This window comes from Pseudomonas sp. P1.31 (genome assembly GCF_001269815.1).
In the GTDB taxonomy this organism is placed as follows: domain Bacteria; phylum Pseudomonadota; class Gammaproteobacteria; order Pseudomonadales; family Pseudomonadaceae; genus Aquipseudomonas; species Aquipseudomonas rustica.
On sequence record NZ_LHVN01000044.1, the window covers coordinates 191900 to 211641 of the forward strand.

At 58.9% G+C, this 19742-nt stretch carries 11 protein-coding genes; 7 read left to right on the forward strand and 4 right to left on the reverse strand.

Translation table 11 applies throughout. From position 1 onward, the window contains the following. Positions 1–45: 45 nt before the first annotated feature. From AD669_RS26920 to AD669_RS26935, 4 genes are all read right to left on the reverse strand, one after another. Positions 46–291, reverse strand: coding sequence for a GlsB/YeaQ/YmgE family stress response membrane protein (locus AD669_RS26920; RefSeq protein ID WP_016772475.1), 246 nt, complete (start codon positions 289–291; stop codon positions 46–48). Positions 292–400: 109 nt separating this feature from the next. Further along, positions 401–1483, reverse strand: coding sequence for a 5-(carboxyamino)imidazole ribonucleotide synthase (locus AD669_RS26925; protein WP_053125145.1), 1083 nt, complete (start codon positions 1481–1483; stop codon positions 401–403). Between the two features lie 10 nt (positions 1484–1493). Continuing rightward, positions 1494–1985 (reverse strand): 5-(carboxyamino)imidazole ribonucleotide mutase, encoded by a 492-nt coding sequence (gene purE, locus AD669_RS26930; RefSeq protein WP_007920220.1) that lies wholly within the window; start codon positions 1983–1985, stop codon positions 1494–1496. A gap of 290 nt (positions 1986–2275) precedes the next feature. After that, complete coding sequence (locus AD669_RS26935; RefSeq protein ID WP_053125147.1) at positions 2276–3184, reverse strand: LysR substrate-binding domain-containing protein; 909 nt, start codon at positions 3182–3184, stop codon at positions 2276–2278. Between the two features lie 180 nt (positions 3185–3364). On the opposite strand from AD669_RS26935, the gene aspA reads away from it, so the two are divergent. The 7 genes from aspA (at position 3365) to AD669_RS26970 (ending at position 19742) form a co-directional block, all read left to right on the forward strand. Beyond that, the gene (gene aspA / locus AD669_RS26940) at positions 3365–4789 is read left to right on the forward strand and encodes an aspartate ammonia-lyase (protein ID WP_053125149.1); all 1425 of its coding nucleotides are present in this window, start codon (positions 3365–3367) and stop codon (positions 4787–4789) included. 485 nt (positions 4790–5274) lie between these two features. Continuing rightward, positions 5275–6723, forward strand: a complete 1449-nt coding sequence (locus AD669_RS26945; RefSeq protein WP_053125151.1) for a sodium:alanine symporter family protein — start codon at positions 5275–5277, stop codon at positions 6721–6723. 171 nt (positions 6724–6894) lie between these two features. After that, a complete protein-coding gene (locus AD669_RS26950; RefSeq protein ID WP_053125153.1) occupies positions 6895–7899 on the forward strand; it encodes an asparaginase in 1005 nt (334 codons plus the stop codon). Between the two features lie 163 nt (positions 7900–8062). Then, complete coding sequence (locus AD669_RS26955) at positions 8063–9055, forward strand: AraC family transcriptional regulator (protein ID WP_053125155.1); 993 nt, start codon at positions 8063–8065, stop codon at positions 9053–9055. 205 nt (positions 9056–9260) lie between these two features. After that, positions 9261–10286 (forward strand): histone deacetylase family protein, encoded by a 1026-nt coding sequence (locus AD669_RS26960; protein WP_053125157.1) that lies wholly within the window; start codon positions 9261–9263, stop codon positions 10284–10286. A 143-nt stretch (positions 10287–10429) separates the two neighbouring features. Further along, positions 10430–15016, forward strand: a complete 4587-nt coding sequence (locus AD669_RS26965; protein ID WP_053125159.1) for a hypothetical protein — start codon at positions 10430–10432, stop codon at positions 15014–15016. Positions 15017–15182: 166 nt separating this feature from the next. Beyond that, a complete protein-coding gene (locus AD669_RS26970) occupies positions 15183–19742 on the forward strand; it encodes a dermonecrotic toxin domain-containing protein (RefSeq protein ID WP_053125161.1) in 4560 nt (1519 codons plus the stop codon).

Genomic DNA, 19742 nt, shown 5'->3' on the forward strand with positions numbered 1-19742 from the left:
TAGCCCTCCCTGCCGCGTTGGCAGAGAGGACTTTGTCGCTTTGGATCAGTTCTTTTTGATCAGGCCGTAGATCACCAGCAACACGACTGCACCGACCAGTGCGCCGAGGAAGCCTGCGCCCTCGCCCGCCTGATAAATGCCCAGAGCCTGGCCGCCATAAGTGGCCGCCAGCGAACCGCCGATACCGAGCAGGATGGTCATGATCCAGCCCATGCTGTCATCGCCCGGTTTCAGGAACCGAGCCAGCAGGCCGACGATCAAGCCGATAAAGATGGTTCCGATAATTCCCATGGCAATTCCCTCTCAGTAGTAGATATGCGAAGCCTAGTCAGACTTTGGCATCCTGCCATGAGAGAACGGCGGCCCCTGAATGGTTCCGCCGCAGACACATGAAACTGAATTACTCGGCGATCAGCGCTTCGACCTTGACGATCTGCGCCTGCAGCGTGGCCATGTCGGCGCAGCGCAGGTTGGCGTGACCGACCTTGCGCCCGGCCTTGAAGGCTTTGCCGTAGTGATGCAGATGACAATCTTCGATGGCGATGACCTTCTCAACCGGCGGCACAACGCCGATGAAGTTGAGCATTGCGCTCTCGCCGACCTTGGCCGTCGAACCCAACGGCAGGCCGGCAACGGCGCGCAGATGGTTTTCGAACTGGCTGCACTCGGCGCCTTCGGTGGTCCAGTGCCCGGAGTTGTGCACGCGAGGGGCGATTTCGTTGGCTTTCAAGCCACCGTCGACTTCAAAGAACTCGAACGCCATCACGCCGACGTAGTCGAGCTGCTTGAGCACACGGCTCGAGTAGTCCTCGGCCAACGCCTGCAACGGGTGATCGGTGCTGGCAACGGACAGCTTGAGGATGCCGCTGTCGTGGGTGTTGTGTACCAGCGGATAGAACTTGGTTTCGCCATCACGAGCGCGCACGGCGATCAACGAGACTTCACCGGTGAACGGCACAAAGCCTTCCAGCAGGCAGGAGACGCTGCCCAGTTCGGCGAAGGTGTCGACCACGTCTTCCGGCTTGCGCAGGACTTTCTGGCCCTTGCCGTCATAACCCAGAGTGCGGGTTTTCAGCACGGCTGGCAGACCGATCGAAGCCACGGCGGCATCCAGATCGGCTTGCGATTGAATGTCGGCGAAGGCCGGAGTCGGGATGCCCAGCTCCTTGAACATGCTCTTTTCGAACCAGCGATCACGAGCGATGCGCAGCGCGTCGGCGCTCGGATAAACCGGAACGAATTGCGACAGGAAGGCCACGGTTTCCGCTGGAACACTTTCGAACTCGAAGGTCACCAGATCGACTTCATCGGCCAGTTGGCGCAGATGATCCTGATCGCCGTAATCGGCCCGCAGGTGTTCGCCCAGCGCCGCGGCGCAAGCGTCCGGCGCAGGGTCGAGGAAAGCGAAGTTCATGCCCAGCGGAGTGCCCGCCAGGGCCAACATGCGACCCAACTGGCCGCCACCGATTACACCGATCTTCATCTCAACAACCTCAGGCAATACGTGGGTCTGGATTGTCCAGGACGCTGTCTGTCTGCTCGGCACGGAAGGTTTTCAGTACCGCGTGGAACTGCGGATGCTTGGCGCCGAGGATGCTCGCCGAGAGCAGCGCGGCGTTGATCGCGCCGGCCTTGCCGATAGCCAGAGTGGCGACCGGAATGCCCGCTGGCATCTGCACGATGGACAGCAGCGAGTCGACGCCCGAGAGCATGGCCGACTGCACCGGCACACCGAGCACCGGCAGGTGGGTCTTGGCCGCACACATGCCTGGCAAGTGGGCTGCGCCACCGGCACCGGCGATAATCACCTCGATGCCGCGGCTTTCAGCCTCTTCGGCGTACTGGAACAGCAGATCCGGGGTACGGTGGGCAGAGACCACTTTGACCTCGTACGGGATGCCGAGCTTTTCCAGCATATCGGCGGTGTGGCTAAGGGTGGACCAATCGGACTTGGAGCCCATGATCACGCCAACCAGTGCACTCATCGTCGCGCCTCTTCTCTCTGGAGCGCCCGCAGGCGCGTCATAAAACAACAAGCCACGCAGGTTGCGTGGCTTGATTGTACGAAAAATGGCCGGTCGTGCCGGCCGAAGGCCGCGCAGTATACCGCAAAGAAAGCAATAAACAGCCCCCTGCGCGACCATCTGTCATCTGCCGCAAATGCCCGGTTTTATTGACTTGAAGGTCAGCCAAAAAGATCAAAAGATCGCAGCCTTCGGCAGCTCCTACAGGGACATGCATTGCAATGTAGGAGCTGCCGAAGGCTGCGATCTTTTCAGGAAGCTTGGGCAGCGCCGCCTTCGAGCTTGCGCCACAGCAGGCGGACGTTGGCTTTGCGCACCAAGGCGCAGCGGTAGAGACGAATCTCCAGCGGCACATGCCATTGCGGGCCGCCGCAGACCACCAGTTCGCCACGCGCCAATTCCGCACGCACGCTGAGTTGCGGCACCCAGGCAATGCCCAACCCTTCCAGCGCCATGCTCTTCAAACTGTCCGCCATCGCGGTTTCATAAATAGTGGTAAAGCGCACTTGGCGCTGACGCAGCAAGCCATTCACCGAGCGCCCGAGAAATGCCCCGGCGCTATACGCGAGCAGCGGCACACTCGCTTCCCCTTCCAGATCGAACAGCGGTTTGCCGTCAGCATCCGCCGCGCACACCGGCAGCATCTCGGTCTGGCCCAAATGCAGCGAGGGGAAAATTTCCGGGTCCATCTGCATCGCCGCGTCCGGGTCGTAGAACGCCAGCATCAGATCGCAGCCACCTTCACGCAGCGCATGCACCGCGTCGCCGACGTTGGTCGCGACCAGTCGCGTGGCAATGTTCAAACCTTCATTGCGCAGTTGCGCGATCCAGCGCGGAAAGAAACCCAGTGCCAGCGAGTGAGCGGCAGCGACTTGCATCACTTCGCCCTGCCCGCCCTCCAGATGATGCAGATGGCGCAGCACTTCACCGAGTTGTTCGACCACCGTGCGCGCGGTCACCAGAAACAACTGCCCCGCCGCCGTCAGTTCGATCGGCGTGCGCGAGCGATTGACCAGGGTCAGCCCCAGCGCCGCTTCAAGGCTGCGGATCCGCCGACTGAATGCCGGCTGCGTCACGAAGCGTCGTTCGGCCGCTTGCGAGAAGCTGCGGGTGGCGGCCAGAGCACTGAAGTCCTCGAGCCATTTGCTTTCCAGATTCATCACGTCCTCCCGGACACGCACCAAAACAGGTCACACGTCTGCCGCGCACGCGGCGTCACATGGGCATTATGCCGAATGTGCATAGGGCAGTGCTTAACAGCATTGGCCCAAAATTCCCCACAAGCCTAGCATTCGCAGCGTTCCGGCACAGACCGGGTCCATATCGAGATGATTTCTATCATGTCCTCCGCTGCATCTTTCCGCACAGAAAACGACCTGCTTGGCGCCCTCGAAGTACCGGCTCAAGCGTATTACGGCATCCAGACCCTGCGAGCGGTGAACAACTTCCGTCTCTCCGGCGTTCCGATTTCGCATTACCCGAAACTGGTTGTCGGTCTGGCAATGGTCAAACAGGCCGCTGCTGACGCCAACCGCGAGTTGGGTCACCTGAGCGAAGCCAAGCACGCTGCCATCAGCGAAGCCTGTGCCCGATTGATCCGCGGTGATTATCACGAAGAGTTCGTGGTCGACATGATTCAAGGTGGCGCCGGTACGTCCACCAACATGAACGCCAACGAAGTGATCGCCAACATTGCCCTCGAAGCAATGGGTCACCAGAAAGGCGAGTACCAGTACCTGCACCCGAACGACGACGTCAACATGGCGCAGTCGACCAACGACGCTTACCCGACGGCAATCCGCCTGGGCCTGCTGCTCGGTCACGACACCCTGCTGGCCAGCCTCGACAGCCTGATTCAGGCGTTCGCGGCCAAGGGCAAAGAATTCGATCACGTCCTGAAAATGGGCCGTACTCAATTGCAAGACGCCGTGCCGATGACCCTCGGCCAGGAATTCCGTGCTTTCGCCACCACCATGGGCGAAGACCTGGCCCGTCTGAAGACGCTGGCCCCGGAACTGCTGACTGAAGTGAACCTGGGCGGCACCGCGATCGGCACCGGCATCAACGCTGACCCGCGTTATCAAGCGCTGGCGGTTCAGCGTCTGGCCCTGATCAGCGGTCAACCGCTGGTTCCGGCGGCCGACCTGATCGAAGCGACTTCCGACATGGGCGCCTTTGTACTGTTCTCCGGCATGCTCAAGCGCACCGCGGTCAAGCTGTCGAAGATCTGCAACGACTTGCGTCTGCTGTCCAGCGGCCCACGCACCGGCATCAACGAAATCAACCTGCCAGCGCGTCAGCCAGGCAGCTCGATCATGCCTGGCAAGGTCAACCCGGTAATCCCGGAAGCCGTTAACCAAGTTGCTTTCCAGGTCATCGGTAACGACCTGGCGCTGACGATGGCAGCCGAAGGCGGCCAACTGCAGCTGAACGTGATGGAGCCGCTGATCGCGTTCAAGATCTTCGACTCGATCCGCCTGCTGCAACGCGCCATGGACATGCTGCGCGAGCACTGCATCGTCGGCATCACCGCCAACGAAGCGCGCTGCCGTGAACTGGTCGAGCACTCGATCGGTCTGGTCACCGCACTGAACCCGTACATCGGCTACAAAAACGCCACCCGCATCGCCGGCCTCGCCCTTGAAAGCGGCCGCGGCGTGCTGGAACTGGTGCGCGAAGAAGGTCTGCTCGACGAAGCCATGCTCGCCGACATCCTGCGCCCGGAAAACATGATTGCTCCGCGCCTGGTTCCGCTCAAAGGCTGAATCGACGCGTTACTTGTAGCACCGCTCACCAGGTCGAGGGACTAGACACCTCTCACCTTTTGAGGGCTTGGGGATTTAGTCCCCAGGCCCTTTTTTTTAACTTCTTTGCGGGCAGGACGTTAAATGTTTTGTGTATTTGATACCGCCAAGATCGCAGCCTTCGGCAGCTCCTACATGATGGATGTACACCTGTAGGAGCTGCCGAAGGCTGCGATCTTTTGATCTTGCAGCATCCTCGTTTCGTCGCTTGCACCACGACTGTGCAGACGGGCGCCGCACTGATCGGTATAGTGCCGCCCCTCTTCGCATGAGCGGTCGTCGGTAACGAGGCCATCACCCATGTGAAACCCGAACTAATAACAAACCCGCGATTTGGAACCGGGACGAAACCTTCGCCTCACCTGTTGTGCCGCGCGCAAACCGGTGTAACACGATGTTTCTCCGATCCAGCATTTGCTTACACAAAAAACAGCGAGGAAAAATCCATGCTCGAAGTCATTAACGACTTCCTCTCAGGCAAAGTACTGATCGTGCTCATTGTCGGGCTCGGTAGCTACTTCACGATTCGCTCGCGTTTCGTTCAACTGCGGCACTTCTTCCACATGTTCGCGGTGTTCCGCGACAGCCTCAAAGGCAGCGCCGGCCAACTCAGCTCGTTCCAGGCCCTGATGCTCAGCCTTGCCGGCCGAGTGGGTGCAGGCAACATCGCCGGTGTCGGCATTGCCGTGACCCTCGGCGGTCCGGGTGCGGTGTTCTGGATGTGGGTGACCGCACTGGTCGGCATGTCCAGCAGCTTCTTCGAATGTACTCTGGCCCAAGTCTACAAACGCGCCGATGGTGACGGTCTTTACCGTGGCGGCCCGGCCTACTACATTCAGCACGGCCTGAAGCTCAAAGGCATGGCAGTGGTGTTCTCCGTTCTGCTGCTGGTCACCTACGGCTTCGCCTTCATCGGCCTGCAGTCCTACACCGTGACCCACTCGCTGCAGAACGCCTTTGAATTCGACCCGCGCCACACCGGTATCGTCCTGGCGGTGCTGCTGGCCATCACCTTCCTCGGCGGCATCAAGCGCATCGCTTCGGTGTCCGACCTGTTGGTACCGATCAAGACCCTGGCCTATATCGGCGTGACCCTGTACGTGATCGGCACCCAGATCGAACACGTGCCCGCCATGCTGGAAACCATCATCAAGAGCGCCTTCGGTCTCGACCCGGCCTTTGGTGGTCTGCTCGGCAGCGCCATCGTCATGGGCGTGAAGCGTGGCGTGTTCGCCAACGAAGCGGGTCTGGGCAGTGCGCCGAACGTCGCCGCCGTGGCTGCGGTGAAACACCCGGGCGCGCAAGGCGTGGTTCAGGCTTTCAGCGTGTTCCTCGACACCTTCGTGATCTGCACCTGCACCGCGCTGCTGATCCTGCTGTCGGGCTTCTACACGCCGGGCTTTGAAGGTGACGGCATCGTCCTGACCCAGAACTCGCTGGCCGCCGTAGTCGGTGACTGGGGCCGCATGTTCGTCAGCGTTGCGCTGTCGCTGTTCGTCTTCACCTGCATCCTCTACAACTACTACCTGGGCGAGAACAGCTTGCAGTTCCTCACCCGCAACCGCGCTGCGCTGATGATTTTCCGTGGCCTGGTGCTGGCGCTGGTGGTCTGGGGTTCGATGCAGGATCTGTCGACCGTGTTCGCCTTCGCCGACATCACCATGACCTGCCTGGCCTTCGTCAACCTGGTGGCTTTGGCCATGCTGTTCAAGGTCGGCATGCGCGTAATGCGCGACTACGACGAGCAGCGTCGCGCCGGCGTCAAACAGCCGGTGTTCGATTCCAGCAAATTCACTGACCTGGATCTGGACCTGAAAGCCTGGCCAACCAACCCGCCGGCAACAGCGGGCAAGACCGAAGCCGAGCCGCAAGGCGTACCTGCAGCGCAACGCTGACAGGTGAATGACGGGCGCATCCCCTGCGCCCGTCAGTTAAAGTGCAATGCATGACCTGTGGGAGCGAGCTTGCTCGCGAAGGCGGTGTGTCAATTGAGTAGATGTCGACTGACACGACGCCTTCGCGAGCAAGCTCGCTCCCACAAGGTATTCATCGTTTCGGAGAATCCTATGAATTCGTCGACTTATCCCGCCGCTCAACACGTCATGGTGCTCTACACCGGTGGCACCATCGGCATGCAAGCCAGTGCCAACGGCCTGGCCCCGGCGTCCGGTTTTGAAGCGCGGATGCGCGATTACCTGCACAGCCAGCCTGAACTCGTCGTGCCGCAGTGGCGCTTTCGCGAGATGTCGCCGCTGATCGACAGCGCCAACATGACCCCGACCTATTGGCAGCAACTGCGTGAAGCGGTGGTCGATGCCGTGGACGTGCAAGGCTGCGACAGCGTGCTGATCCTGCACGGCACCGACACGCTGGCGTACAGCGCGGCGGCGATGAGCTTCCAGTTGCTCGGCCTGCATGCGCGCGTGTGCTTCACCGGTTCGATGCTGCCGGAGGGCGTGACCGACAGCGATGCCTGGGAAAACCTTGGCGGCGCACTGGTCGCACTCGGCCAAGGCCTGGCGCCGGGCGTGCACCTGTACTTCCACGGCGAACTGCTGGCGCCGACCCGTTGCGCAAAAGTGCGCAGCTTTGGCCGTCATCCGTTCAAGCGTCTGGAGCGTCAGGGCGGCGGTGTGAAAGCGCCTTCGATTCCGGCGTCGTTGAGCTATAACCATCCGAAGCAACTGGCCAAAGTTGCCGTGCTGCCATTGTTCCCCGGCATTAGCGCTGGAGTTCTTGATGGCCTGCTCGACAGCGGCATTCAGGGTCTGGTGCTGGAATGCTACGGCAGCGGCACCGGGCCGAGCGACAACCCGGAGTTTCTGGCGAGCCTCGGCCGCGCGCGGGACAACGGCGTGGTAGTCGTTGCCGTGACGCAATGCCATGAAGGTGGGGTTGAGCTGGATGTGTATGAAGCGGGCAGCCGCTTGCGCGGGGTTGGCGTGACGTCCGGTGGCGGCATGACCCGTGAGGCGGCGTTTGGCAAGTTGCACGGGTTGCTCGGTGCTGGGCTTGAAACTCAAGAAGTGCGCCGACTGATCGAACTCGACCTCTGCGGCGAACTCCTCTGACACCACCCCGCCCTTGTAGGAGCAAGGCTTGCCCGCGAATGGCCCACCTCGATGACACAGATACACCGTGTCATCGTTCTTCGCGCGCAAGCCTTGCTCCTACAAGGATCGCGTACGGCATGCAACTTGCTGCATTCCAGCTATCTCAAGGCTGGAAGATCCCATGCTCCACTCCCACCTCACCACCCTCAACGCGGTCTCGCTGATCCTCAACACCTTCAAAGCCGAAGGCCTGTCGAGCGAGGCGCTGCTCAACGGCAGCGGCATCAGTGCGGCGGATTTAAACCGTGCCGACACACGCATCACCACCAACCAAGAGATGCAGGTCTGCGCCAACGCGGTCGCGCTCAAGCACGATATCGGTCTGGAACTGGGCCGGCGCATGCACGTTTCCTGCTACGGTATCCTCGGTTATGCGCTGCTGACCTGTGCCACCTTCGGTGACGCTTTGCGTTTGGCGATCCGTTATCCGGCGCTGTTGGGAACACTTTTCGAACTGAGCCTGGAAGACGATGGCGAGCGCGTCTGGTTCGTTGCGGCGGACTATCGCGAAAGCCCGGCGATGGCAGTGTTTAATGCCGAGTTCTGCCTGGTCTCGCTGAAGGTGATTTGCGATGACCTGCTGGGGCATCCTCTGCCCTTGCTCGCCACGCGGTTCGAACACGCCGCGCCGGATTACCGCGACAGCTATGCCGAACACTTCAACTCGCCGCTGCACTTCGCCACCAAGGACAACGCGTTCGCCTTCGACCGCCACTGGCTCGATCAACCGTTGCCCTTGGCGGATGCCATTACGCATCAAGCCATGGCCGAGCGTTGCCGCAAGCAGAACCTCGAATTCACCGGGCGTCAGGCGTGGCTGGGGCGGATTCGCCAGTTGCTCAGTGCGCAATTGAATGCCGCGCCGGGGCTGGAAGGATTGGCGCAGCAGATGAAGTGCTCACCACGCACCTTGCGCCGCCATCTGAAGGACATGGGCAGCAGCTATCAGGAACTGCTCGATGAACTGCGTTTCGAGCGGGCCAAGCAGATGTTGTGTGAGGATCAGTTGCCGATCTATCGCATTGCCGAATCCCTCGGTTTCAGCGAGACCGCCAGCTTCCGCCACGCCTTCGTGCGCTGGAGCGGCGTGGCCCCCAGCCAATTCAGGGCTTGAGAATCTAAAGATCGCAGCCTTCGGCAGCTCCTACAGGGATAGGTGTAGGAGCTGCCGCAGGCTGCGATCTTTTGATCCTCAGGGGGCGAATTGCGGTCAGAGGTTTTGGCCAGATCAATCCCCTTTTGGCCTTTCCTGCCGTTCTCCGATTCGTCTCGCGCCGCAACACTGGACGCAACCGAACCAGCCTTGCGGAGAACAACAAATGCTGACGATCTACTCAGACGATCACCACCTGCACCATGGCCGCTGCGAACTGATCGATGGCCAGCTCAAGCCGTGCTTCGAAATGCCCTCGCGCGCCGACCATGTGTTGCAACGCGTACAAAACCAGAACCTCGGCCCGGTCGAAGCACCAAAAGATTTCGGCCTCGAACCGATCGCCCGCATCCACAGCCGCGACTACCTCGATTTCTTCAAAGGTGCGTGGGATCGCTGGACTGAATTCAACACCGACGGCGACTTGCTGCCCTATACCTGGCCGGCGCGCACCCTGCGTGCGATAAAACCGACCAGCCTGCACGGCCAACTCGGTTATTACAGCTTCGACGGCGGTGCCCCGATCACCGCCGGTACCTGGCAAGCGGCCTACAGCGCGGCGCAGGTTGCCCTCACCGCACAAGCAGAAATCCAGCGTGGCGCACGCGCTGCTTTCGCTTTGTGCCGCCCACCGGGACACCACGCTGCCAGCGATTTGATGGGCGGTTATTGCTACCTCAACAACGCCGCCATCGCCGCGCAAGCCTTCCTCGATGCAGGCCACAAGAAAGTCGCGATCCTCGACGTCGACTACCACCACGGCAACGGCACGCAGTCGATTTTCTACGAGCGCAGCGACGTGCTGTTCACTTCGATCCACGGCCACCCGGAAGCGGAATTTCCGTTCTTCCTTGGCTATGACGACGAGCGCGGTGAAGGCGCCGGTGAAGGCTTTAACTTCAACTATCCGCTGCCCGCCGGTTCCGCCTACGACGTTTGGAGCGCGGCGCTGGAGCAGTGCTGCGACGAGATCGAAAGCTACGGCGCCGACGTCATTGTCGTGTCGCTCGGTGTCGATACGTTCAAGGATGATCCGATCTCGCAATTCAAACTCGACAGCCCGGATTACCTGGCGATGGGCAAGCGCATCGCCGCCCTCGGCAAGCCGACGCTGTTCGTCATGGAAGGCGGTTACGCGGTCGAAGAAATCGGCATCAACGCAGTGAACGTACTGGAAGGTTTCGAGCAGTAAACCGAGTCACCATGAAAACTCCATTCTGACCCGCCACTGTGCGGGTCATTTTTTTCACATGCGATATATAGATACCACCACGCCCCGCAAATGCCTCGCTACCGTCATGTGCTTTCCCGACTCAACGTCAGAAGGATCTGCACATGCCCCCCTTAGAACCCGACTCGCCAATCTTGTCTGTTCCGGCCACCGATCTGCTGACGCAACTGGTCACCGGCCCGTCGCTGCGAGAAGTCGCCACCACGGTGCTGCGCGCAGAACTGAACGCGCTGTATCCGGCACTCGAACTCAACCCCGATCTGGTCATGGTCGGCACGCCTTCCTGGATCAAACGGGATGGACAGATCGTTGCCGGCGACACTCGATTCGAATCCTTGACCGACTCGCTGTTGCGTCATGCAATCGCGCGCCAACCGGTCATGTTTATCGACGGTGAACACTTCCTGACCGGGCAGCCGAGCGCCAGCCCTTCCATCCAGTTGCCGGTCAACATCGACGCGGTCGGGCGCCTGCTCAACCTCCTCGCGTCAATGCTGTTTACTGCCTATCAGGAACAGCAACTCGACTACTGGAATCAACCGGTGACCCTTAATGCGCCTCGCTGGCAGGAGCTTTCTCTGGCCTTGCGCGTGCGCTGGAACCTCAAGCAGGCCAAACACTGGGATGCTGATCAGCTTGCCCTCGCGCATCTGGTATTCAACTACCCTGACCGTGCCACGCGCAAACCTCACGACCCCTATCAGACGCGCGCCTGCCTGATCGATCTGGACAGCGGCGGCGAAACGCCCACGCACCTGAACATGCTTGATATCGCCGTAATTACTGGCGTACTGGGTGAGCGCACCTTGATACTCACGCACTCGATCATCATGGGTTTCCGCGCTCATCCTTCGTTCGAAGCACTTGGTCACTACCTTCGAACATTCACCGGGAGCTTATCCGCCGACAGCCAGCTTGAGTGGCGGCTGGTTGAACCCGAGGGCGATTTTTTCGATACCCAGGCCTGCACGCTGATTGCTCTGCAAGCGCAGGCGCTGGGCGAGCTCGACTTCAGTAACCCGACGCCTGCAACTGTCACCCAAGCCAACGCCCACCACGTTCACAAGAACGATGCGCGCTTCAATCGCATCGATCCGCTGCTGCCAGACTGGCTGACCCGCGCGCACCCCAATGACCTCAGTGCTTTCGGCCGACATCTGATGGATCTGGCCGCCGTGCGGCAGAGCAGCGCCACGTCTTTCGAAGACGCAATCCCACCCATCGAGCGCTTTGCTCTGAACAGCCTCAGGCTGCAGATGGAAAAGAAACACCCACAGGCCAGACAGCTGAAACTGAAGAACCTGCGCATCAGCATCACCCGTCCGGTGGTCTGGGGCACTCAGGCCACGGGCACCAGCGAAACCCTCACGCTGAGCCTGGCAGAGCTGGCCCTGGAAAACCTGATTGCGGTTCCGCTGGGCGATAAAGTGCTCTGGTTCACCACCGGCGAAGCGGTGCCGGAATGGCTGACCCCGACTTACGTCGAAGGGTTGGTAACCACGGTCAATATCGGCAAAACCTACCCGGCACTGATCAAGGAGCGACTGGTTGATGACCCGATCAAATCTTTAGAGTTGTCGAGGCTGTACCGCGCGCACTTGCAGGTACAGCTGCCGTTGCTGGCCCTGCAATGCAAGATCCGCAAAGAAGGTGCTATCGATGAGCAGGGCTACCGCTACATCGTGGCCGTGATGAGTGCGGCGGGTGAAGCGCGGCGGGTCGATGATCAGGAAATCGTCATCCGTCCGTTATCGTTTGTGCTCGATCAACAGACCGACGACAGCGCCGACATCGTCACCAACATGTTCGTGATCGGCCCGCGTGATCAAAGCAAAGGGCCGTGCTTGCTATACCGTCCGCTGCTGGAAAACCCGCTGACTCAGTACCCGACACCGTCGAGCCTGATCTACGCGATCAAACACTCGAAAAAGATCCGTGAATCAGTGCTCGCCTGGCTACCGGACAGCGTTCGCGCCAACTATTCGAACTTCATTTTCCACGGAGACTTGCCCGACCTCGCAGTACTCGCCGAATTGCTGACCAATCCCCTGCTGAACATTAACCTCAACACCCCCGTGCGGCTGGGCAGCAAAGTGCTCGAAGGTGATTACCTGCGCAGTTTGTTCGCCGCCAATACTGCTGCGCTGATCGAGCTCGCCGACCGTGAATCGGTATCGAATGCCGAAAGCCATTGGGCGACGCTCAAGGAAGGCGCGTGGAAACTGTTCAACGCCGTCCTGCCGTTTCTCGATCCGACCGTAGGCGCGGCGGTGTGGATTTGGCAGCTTTTCAATGACCTGCAACAAACCCTCGAAGCGACACACGATGGCAACAGCGAGCTGGCCACCAGCGCGCTCACCGATTTGCTTCTGTCACTGGCCATGGTGCTTGCCCACCGCGCGGCGACCCGCGGCAAACCGGCACGACGTTCAAATGAATTACCCGCAACGACCAAGACCCAATTCATCGAAAACCCGACGCGACCCGATCCTGTCCAGTTGAAACAGCTTGCGGACACCACGCTCACCGAACTGCCAGGCAACCATCAGTCGGCCATCCACAGCCTCGGCGCGCTCAATCGCGAAGCGACAAGCCTTGGCCAGACGCTTGAGCGATTCGCTATCGACCCACCGACAGGGCTCGGCCAGCCTATCGGTGAGGGCGCACAACAGCACCTTTACGCCATAGCTGGAAAGCGCTATGCCAAAGTAGGTGCGCGCTGGTTCGAAGTGCATCTCAATGAACAGCAAGACGTGCAAATCATCGACTCCCGTCAACAACCGCCACGCTCCGGGCCATTGCTGATTCATAACCGTCAGGGTCGTTGGTTCATCGACACGCGCCTGCGTTTGCGCGGCGGAGGCCTCAAAAGCCGAAAGGCCGAACTGCTACGCAAAAACGCACAACGAATCGACGAACTGCACCAGCACCTCAGGGACTTCAACGATAATCTCGGCGCCAGCAAAACTGCATTGGTCGGCGCACGCAAAGCACTGCTATCGGCAACGGCTGAGACGTACAAAGCGCACGAATCGGTATTCCTGGAAAAGCTCGAAGCGCAAATCCGCACCTACGAAGCGACCGTTGGCCACCTCAAGGAATTGAATCGGATTGAAGCGATGCCGGGGTATCGGGCTTCGATGATCGAAATGCTCAGCTCCCTGCTTTTTTTCAACCAGTCGTGGATCGACCAGATCAAACCCGCGTTCAAATCGTCAATGGATCTGACTAACACTCTGCTGGCGGAAGAAGACGGCGGAGTCAGGCCTGCCGATAACGCGCCCTACCAAGAGATGCACAGGCTGGCCACGCTGATGGTTCAGCGCATCGAAATGGCTCAGGCGAGTTTTTCCGAACTCGGCGTTCTCGGAAAAGAAGCTGCGCAAATGGCCAGCCATTTCAGAGAGAAGCTCCCGGTATATGACGTGCAGGATTTGAAAGCATTCCGGATTTCTCTGGCGCGCGCTTTTTGCGTCAGGGAAGGCAATGGCGCCGCATGGGAGGACGCTCGGGAGCAGGTCATACGTCTGGTCAACGAGGCCAATCTGGCGATCCAGAATTCGCTCGACCTGCAGCGCGAAGGCCATGAGTTCAGCGACCCGCAACGCATCGAAGCGCTCAACACCCTGGTCGAACAATACGCCAGTATCAACTCCCGCCTGCAGGATCTGCCTCAGCAGTTTGCCGAACAGATGTTGACGGATCAGCTCGCACAACTGCAGCTGAATATTGATGAGTTTGGTCAGCAGAGCAGCCGGCAACTGTCGCAAATGTTGCTTGAACGCGGCCCCCGGCTTCCGCAGCCCGGCCCATCGCGAGCACCGGCAAAGCGAGTCATCAAAACGCGCTTCAAAGGCATGCAACTTGTAGAGCCGCGCAAAGAGGCCCAGGGTCATACGCCGCTGGCGGATGTCAAAGCCAGCCTGACCGGCAATGTATTGGCGACCTTTCACGAGAAGGAACCCGATCTATGGTTACAGCGTGTGCGCAGCAAACCGGCGCAAACCCTGCCAGCCAAAAGTTTGAGCAAAACGATAAGTTCGGGGCAGACACTGCTCGATGCTGTGCAAGGTCTCATTCAGCAGCAGAAGAACAATGCTCGCGAACCGAATCGACTGCCCGTAGAAATCGAAGAGGCTCTGACCCGGCATGCCACGCAACTGAACGACGCTGCCAATGCCATTGACCAGGCGCTGACGTCTGGCCCCTCGTCCCATGCGCAAGCGACTGCAGCAGCGCTGCTCAAACAGAACATCGAAACCGCCGTCATTCAGCTCAAGAACGTTGGCCATACGTTACGGGTCAACATGACCAAGCGCCAACTGCCCACCGCGCCGCGCGTGGCGTGGCTGTTCGCTCAGCAAGAATTGATGATCGACAGGATCCCCGGTCGCCGCCAACTCAAGGGATCGAAGAAAGACTTCCTGCAGGAATACGAAATTCGTGACCGCAAAACCAAAGCGGTATTGTGGTACGCACACTTTCATTATTTGCGAGCCGACACCGTCGATGAATTGTTCAGCGCCGCCCACTTGAAAACCAAAGAGCAAAGATTACTCGGCAGCGGCTACTCCCTGGAAAACGCGTCAAGCACACAGGAAGTCATCGCGATTTACCGCAGTGAAATCGGCGTGCCACTGGCGAAAACGCTGTTTTTTCCGATCACGCCACCCACGGCGTCGGTGACCTGAACGTCAAAGGTTTTTGATGCTGTGACTGTGGCAGGCGAGTTTGCTCGCTCGCCACAGTTTTTTTACCGAACAATATTTATATACCGCCAACACCCGGCGGCTATTCACTACTTTCGGGGTTTACGCAGGAGGCAACACAGCTTCCTCGACTCTTGGAGTATTGAACATGAGCCCCCCGGTCACGCTGTCCTTCGAAAACTCTACCCCTCTGCTCGACAAAAGCAGACTGGTGAACCTGACCAGTCACGGCCCCACGCTGGGCGATGTCGCCGCGCAAATGCTCAGTGAAGCATTGCGCTCGCTATACCCCGATCTGGCTCTCGATCCGGATGCATGCATGATCGGCACGCCGCAATGGCACGAGGAAAACGATCTGGTTGTCGCTGGCCTCACTCGATTCGAATCACTGAGCCACACGCTGGTTCGCCTGAATCTATACAACGCCTCGGCCAACTTCATTACCGCTGAACATTTCCTCACCCTGGAACCGGATGCCCTCAATCCGCGGCATCTGGCTGTCGACATTGAGGAGATCGGCCGCCTGCTCAACGACTACTCACCGTTATTGTTCGTCGAGTATCAGGAACGCCAATTGAATTTCTGGAACAGCGAGAACCGCAGTCTGCCGCGCTGGCAAGAGCTCGCGGATACCTTGCGCAAAGCCCTGGATGTCAACGAGGTACAGGGCTGGAGCGTTCAAGAGTGTGCCTTGGCCAGACTGATCTTCACCTCTGCGGACAAGAATGCCCGGCCAATGCAACAAGGCGGGTTCAGCAGGATTCAGGCCGGCCTGATCGATATCGATACGCTGGAAAACACCAAAGAGACTCACTTGCTGCTCGGTGGTGCTTTGGTCATATGTGCGCAGCTTGAGCAACGCGAACTGGTGTTGATGTACACCATTGAGAGTGGCTACGAATCTTTCGCGTCGATGGACGAACTCGGAGCCTCGCTGCCTTCACGTATTTCGGAACAACTGGATGGGCGCCCGATGCAGTGGCGGCTATTCGAGCCTGAAGGGAATATTTTTGACCATATGGCCTGGGCGCTGATTGCCTCGCAACTCGACTCCATTGCCGCGATAGGAGACAGCTCGAGCCAGTCAGCTCCGGCCACTTTAACCGCGCCGGTGGTGCCTGCGGAGGAGCAGGTGCAGCTCGACAAACTTGAATCGTCGATCCCTGACTGGCTGCACAACGCCTCGGCCGACGATTTGGCCGCCTACAGCAAATACATCACCGAGCTGGGCAAGCTCTACCGCGACCCGGCGTTCAAGCAAAGCAAGGATTTGATTGAGCCCATCGATCGCTTTGCCCAACGGCTGATGTGCGAAGCGCTCATCCATGACAAACACGCCGAAGGTGCTGCAATCCTGCCGCTGGATGAGTTGGAAATTACCATCACCAACAGCTTTACCGCCGGCGATCTGACACTGCCTGATTTGCTTGATACCTATACGCGAACCCTGGGCGAATATGCTTTGGAAAACACACCACCCTACAGGGCCAGCCTGCGATTCAAAACCGGTGAAATCGTCCCGGCCTGGTTGACGGTGGAGCTACTGACAAGCCTGGCCCAAAAAGTCGATATCGGTAGCGTTTATCCGCAATTGATCAAGCGCAGACTGCTTGACGATTCGCAGGAATCGAAGCGCCACGCCACGCTGTATCGTCAACAATTACGTTTGTTGCTGCCATTGGCGGCACTCGAAAGCAAAGTCCGGTCGCAGAACGGCCTCGATGAAACCGGTTACGGCTACATTCGCCAAGTCGCGGGCGAACGCTTTGCCTCTTCGCACCAGATTTCGATCTGTCCGCTCACGCTGATCCCGCAGCATCGTCTGCTCAGCAGTACGGACACAGTCACCAATATGTTCATCATCGGAGCACGTGATCCCGATAGCGGGCCTTGCATCCTGTATCGACCGCTGTTCGAGCCTGCTTTGCTGCAGTTCCCTTCACGGCAGAATCTGCTGTATGCCCTGCATCAACCGGGAGAGCTCAGGGATTCTGTGCTGGCATGGCTGGCGGATCGCAATTTGAGTTTCGAATATGCTCAATACGTGTTCCCGGTGGGTTTACCTTCGCCTTGGCTGGTTATTCAGCAATTGTCCGACCCGACCCTGCACATGAACGGGCTTGGCCATGTCGATTTTGGCATTGATGAGGTCAAAGGCGACCTCTTCCAGACACTGTTCGAGAGCAACGCCCAAGCCCTCGTGGAACTGGCGGATCGTCAATCCATGTCCAACGCTGAACAGCGCTGGTTACTGCTGCGGGAATGCAGCTGGACACTGTTCAATGTCACTTCGAACTTCCTCAGTGGCGCACTCGGCGCCGCCGTATGGGTGTGGCAAAGCATCGAGGAAATTCAGCAAGCACTCGACGCCCATGAGCGCGGGGATCGGCTCGGTGAGTGGAGTTCACTGGGCGATATTTTGCTGACGCTGGGGATAATCCTTACCCATCACGCTACTCGGCACCGCCAACGGGTTGCGGGGGAGTTGAAGCCTCAAAAGCACATGGCTGAATATCTGCCTAAAACCGAAATCGTTCCGGTTGGCTCGCGCTTTGAGAAGCAGCCCTTACTCGATGAACTACCAAGCCAGCATTGTTCCTCGGTCGAGATTGGCGGATCGGTTCCTCGACGAAATCCGCCGGAGTTGGGGCGTTATCTGGACGGGCTCAAGGTCAAGGCGCCCGACCTGAGCCATGAGGACTTGACCCGCCTCAATGAACACCCTCCCTACCTCTATCAACTGGCGGACAAGAGTTACGCGCAAGTTCGCGAACGCTGGTTCGAGGTTCGCCTGGATATCAACGGACAAGTCACGATCTGCGACCCTCACGACTCAACCCGTAGCGGCCCGCTGCTAACGGGTCTGAAAGGTCTGTGGTACATCGACACGCGCCTGCGCTTGCGTGGTGGCGGACGCAAAAGCCGGATTCAGCAGTTCAGGCATGCCAACGAACTTCGCAAACAGGAACTGGAAAGCGAATTGCGAGCGTTCAAGGAGCGCGAAAAAACCCTCAAGACCGAACTGATGACTGCATTCGATGAGAAGTTCAAGGCCACCGAGAAAACTCGCGAAGCCACTTCTTATGCATACGCGTTAAAACTCGAAGAAGCGATTGGTGAATACCAGAAAGCTTTGGAACATATTCGCGATTGGCGTACCAAAGGAGGCTCGGTCGGTTACGTCTACGACACGGTACGCCTGACCACCGAACTGCATAAAAATATTGATCAGTGGTACCTCATGAAGGTGCACGCCTACATCAGGATCACTGAGCCGCTGCGAAACGGCCGCCCCCAGGATCCTCCGACACTGCACCGGGATTATGTTGCGACCATCACTCAGGCCATCGAACTCGGGCAGCAGTTGGGGGATAAACTGAGCCTTGCCGAGACTTCGCTGGAGCACCTGAAACCCCTCGGCAAAGCAGGCGTTACCAATGCGGCGAAACTGCGAGCCATGCTGCCTCAGTCCACCGTTCTGGATTTCAAAGCCAACGAGATTGGCATGTCTCATGAGCCCTGCATGGTAGAAACCAACGAGCCCTCAATGAATCAGGCGCGTTACCAAGTGGGCCGCATTATTACTGACGCGGCTGATGCCGCTCATGATCTGACAGCGCTGATCAAGACGAAAACAGCGACGCTCGAAACGGCGGACACGCTGGAACAAATAAGCCGATTCGTCGATACCTTCAACAATGCCGACCAGCGTTTGCAGGAGGTAGTCGAAAATTACCCGCAACACGTCAAACGCCCCCGAGTGATGCACCTGCGGACACTGATCGAAGAGTTTCGCCAACTGGCCCAGGCCAGGATCGATTCCCTGTTGCTGAATGATCCCACGCTGAGGCAACAGGAAGCGGCCACGTCTGAACAACCCGGCCCTTCACGCGCAATGGTGAAAGTTTACAAAACCCGCCCGCGCGAATCAGCGCCCGACAAGCCAGAGAAAAGCACTGCAGATCCGATTAACAAGATCGTGCCCGACTCACGCCCGGCATTGAGCCCGGCTCGCAGCGATATCGATATCATCAGCGACGCACTGGAACTCAATCTCGATTGCTCCAACTTCCTCAAAAATTCCCGCAAAGACGCTCAACGTCCTTCACGGATCCCCGCCGATATGCAAGAGATCCACGAACAGTACGCGCGGAAACTGGAGCAAAGCGCAACAGACGTCGAACAAGCCTTGAGCAACTTGCGTGCGGCAAAAAAAAGCTTTCCCCCTATTGCCAGTCTGAGTACCGAAATGCGTGAAGCGGCCACGCGGGTCAGGCGCGAAGGCGTGGACATCCGCGCGAGCATGTACAAACTGCGCAAACCGACTCAAACCAACTTCAAATGGATGCACGAGAATGCTCAACTCAGCCTCGCTCGCGACGAGCGTGGACGTATCCCGACGAAACAGTTCGGCGATTATTTTCAGGAGTTCCGGATTCTCGACAAGGCAAACAACGACCAACCCCTGTGGGTCGCGCACTTTCACTACAAAACCCTGAAAACCCCGGCGGATCAACCGACCACCGCCCACCTGAAAGTCGCCGACAGTTACCTTGCGACCCTTACACCGGATCAGCAAAAAACCTTGAACGCTTTCGAGCCGATCAATGGCGTGTTGCGCAAGTTGAGCGATCCAGACCTGCGCAAATTGTTTCTTGATCTGCCCATACCGGAGAAACCAGTGGCCGGTGCTTCCGGGAAAAACTGA

Bases quoted from the DNA above. Each gene is read 5' to 3' on its own strand.
- purE (WP_007920220.1), bottom strand. From the start codon at position 1,985: ATGAGTGCACTGGTTGGCGTGATCATGGGCTCCAAGTCCGATTGGTCC.
- AD669_RS26950 (WP_053125153.1), top strand. From the start codon at position 6,895: ATGAATTCGTCGACTTATCCCGCCGCTCAACACGTCATGGTGCTCTAC.
- AD669_RS26970 (WP_053125161.1), top strand. From the start codon at position 15,183: ATGAGCCCCCCGGTCACGCTGTCCTTCGAAAACTCTACCCCTCTGCTC.
- AD669_RS26935 (WP_053125147.1), bottom strand. From the start codon at position 3,184: ATGAATCTGGAAAGCAAATGGCTCGAGGACTTCAGTGCTCTGGCCGCC.
- AD669_RS26925 (WP_053125145.1), bottom strand. From the start codon at position 1,483: ATGAAGATCGGTGTAATCGGTGGCGGCCAGTTGGGTCGCATGTTGGCC.
- AD669_RS26955 (WP_053125155.1), top strand. From the start codon at position 8,063: ATGCTCCACTCCCACCTCACCACCCTCAACGCGGTCTCGCTGATCCTC.
- AD669_RS26960 (WP_053125157.1), top strand. From the start codon at position 9,261: ATGCTGACGATCTACTCAGACGATCACCACCTGCACCATGGCCGCTGC.
- AD669_RS26920 (WP_016772475.1), bottom strand. From the start codon at position 291: ATGGGAATTATCGGAACCATCTTTATCGGCTTGATCGTCGGCCTGCTG.
- aspA (WP_053125149.1), top strand. From the start codon at position 3,365: ATGTCCTCCGCTGCATCTTTCCGCACAGAAAACGACCTGCTTGGCGCC.
- AD669_RS26945 (WP_053125151.1), top strand. From the start codon at position 5,275: ATGCTCGAAGTCATTAACGACTTCCTCTCAGGCAAAGTACTGATCGTG.
- AD669_RS26965 (WP_053125159.1), top strand. From the start codon at position 10,430: ATGCCCCCCTTAGAACCCGACTCGCCAATCTTGTCTGTTCCGGCCACC.